Source organism: Synechococcus sp. H55.11, assembly GCF_047462475.1.
In the GTDB taxonomy this organism is placed as follows: Bacteria; Cyanobacteriota; Cyanobacteriia; order Thermostichales; family Thermostichaceae; genus Thermostichus.
Genome location: NZ_JANSJI010000045.1, coordinates 23,802 through 26,009, shown reverse-complemented (window position 1 = coordinate 26,009; position 2,208 = coordinate 23,802). Strand labels below are relative to the sequence as shown.

Below are 2,208 nucleotides of genomic sequence, written 5' to 3'. Positions count from 1 at the left end.
AGCGCTCCGCGCCGCCGGCGCGTTCGCGACAGCGTTGCGTAGGAATAACGACGTAGAGAAACGTTTCATTGCTACTTGGTAGTGACTATAACTGTGCTGAGGGACGGCGATCATCGGTTGGATGGCGGCTGCCCGCTATTGGGAAGTCTAACAATGCGGCAAAGATCCAATCCCATTTTGCCCCATCCGCCAAGGGATGAAGTTTAGGATCCCGACGAGGGACGGCTGGACAAGATTGTCCAGCATGATTCCAGCATCAATGGGGATCGTTGCCATCATCCGCTGGGCTGGGTGGTCTTGCCAGACAAAAGGGTGGCGGCATAGCGAGCAGCTCCCTTCAACCCCACCTGCGCATTCACCACCACCTGCACCGACAGTTGCTCCAGGAGAGGACGCATCCGCCCTTTGTCCAAAAACGAGGACAAAAACTCTCCTTGGTGCAAGAGGCGCAAGAGCTTGGGCGCGATCCCACCGGCGATGAACAGGCCCCCGCGAGGCAGCAGTTGCAGGGCGAAGTTCCCGACCGCAGCTCCGTACAAGCTGATAAAAAGCCGCAGACACTCCACTGCCAGCGGATCCCGTGCTTCCATGGCGGCATTGGCAATTTGGGCTGCCGGGTCAACAGGCTCGGCCCCCTTTTCCCAAGCCTCAATTTGGGCCAGCAACTGTTCTTCCCCTTGCCCCCACCGACTATCCCGCAAAAATTGATAGATGGCAACAATTCCCTGCCCTGAGACCACCCGCTCGGTGGAGACACGCCCGTGCCGTTTTTGCAAATACCTCAAAAGCTCCCACTCTAAAGGGGTGCGCGGGGAAAAATCCACATGCCCTCCCTCGCTGGCATGAACCTGGTAGCCGCCTTCTCCCCAGGTGAGGTAAGCCTGCCCCAAACCCGTACCTGCTCCCATCACGCCAATCGGAGCCCGGGGTTGACGCTCACCCACTTGCAAGGTGTCCAGATCTTGATCGCCCAGGGCAAGCAGGCCATACCCCACAGCGCTGAAGTCGTTGATCAAGGCTACGCGCGGGATCCCCAGCTCTGCGGCCAATTGGCTTGACTGCAGATCCCAAGGCAAGTTGGTGATCTTGGCGGTCTGTACCCTTGCTCGCTCCGTCACCGGGCCGGCCACCGCAAAACAGGCAGCAGCAGGCTGTGGATCTCGACCCAGCTCCTGCCGAGCCTGGGCCAGAAACTCTCCCACCATCGGGGCGAGGCTGACGAAATCTTGGCTGGCGTAGCGGCAATGATAAAGGCTGTGCTCGGGATCCTCGGCATTGACAAGGCTGAGGCTGGTTTTGGTGCCCCCGATATCTGCGGCCAACAGCAAGTCCATACGGTTTCCTCCGGCCAGCACATCGTTTCCACCCTGGCATCTCTGGAGAGGGAATGCCCATTTCGGCCTCCCGGAGCTTTCCCGCTCCTGTCACGGCGAAGAAGGTGCTATGTTAACTGATGTAAAGGTTTTTAATGTTGCATTTTGTCTTCCACACCTTTTTTGCCCCCTCTCCCAAATGAGCCTCTGCTGTCATCTGAGCATCGCCCTCTCCCGATTCAAAAGCGTTTCGGATCCCACCATGCCATTGGGGGAATGGCGGCTCTGCTCGTCTGCCTGCCCGTTTTTGTGCAAGCGCCCCTGGTGCGATATGCCCCCTGGGTGAGCTTGGTGATGTCTTTGGGCTGGTTGGGCCTCAGTTTGCATCTCTACTCGCAGCTCCGTACCCGCCTGTGGGGAGATTTGCTCTACGGCTTTACCCTGACTTGGCTGGCGGGATCCCTGTATTGGGGCTGGCTGCGCTTTGAGCCTCTTTGGCACATGCCCGTGGAAGCTTTGGGGATCCCGATTGTCTGGTGGGGGACACGGCAGCGGTTTGCCCGCATCGGCACCTGGTTTTATCTCGGTTCCCTGTGGGGCACGGCGATTACCGATCTTTACATCCACTCGGTGGGCTTGCTGCCGGAGTGGCGACAGGCGATGCAGTTCGACCGCTTGGATCAGGCGGTTGTCCCTTTCATGGCCGCTCTTGACAAAATGGCTACCCCCTGGGGCCTGAGTTGGGGCATCGGCCTGGGCCTTCTCTTGCTGGGCGCTGGGTTGTGGATGATTCGGGGATCCCGCCGCCTGCACCATTGGGCCTTTGCCGGAGCAGTGCTAAATACCCTGTTGGTGGATGGTCTTTTTGCCTGGGGGGCGGCTTTGCTGCGGTGAG

Annotated in this window: 2 protein-coding genes; one reads left to right on the top strand and one right to left on the bottom strand. The window is 59.2% G+C overall.

Going from position 1 to position 2,208, the window contains the following annotated elements; all coding sequences use genetic code 11:
• Positions 1 to 275: 275 nt before the first annotated feature.
• Positions 276 to 1,334 carry a glucokinase gene (locus NW853_RS01825; RefSeq protein ID WP_414347398.1) on the bottom strand — a complete coding sequence of 353 codons (1,059 nt, stop codon included), beginning with the start codon at positions 1,332 to 1,334 and terminating at the stop codon, positions 276 to 278.
• Between the two features lie 255 nt (positions 1,335 to 1,589).
• Here NW853_RS01825 and NW853_RS01820 point away from each other — a divergent pair, with 255 nt between their 5' ends.
• Positions 1,590 to 2,207, top strand: coding sequence for a DUF3120 domain-containing protein (locus NW853_RS01820; RefSeq protein ID WP_414333349.1), 618 nt, complete (start codon positions 1,590 to 1,592; stop codon positions 2,205 to 2,207).
• Position 2,208 lies beyond the last annotated feature (1 nt).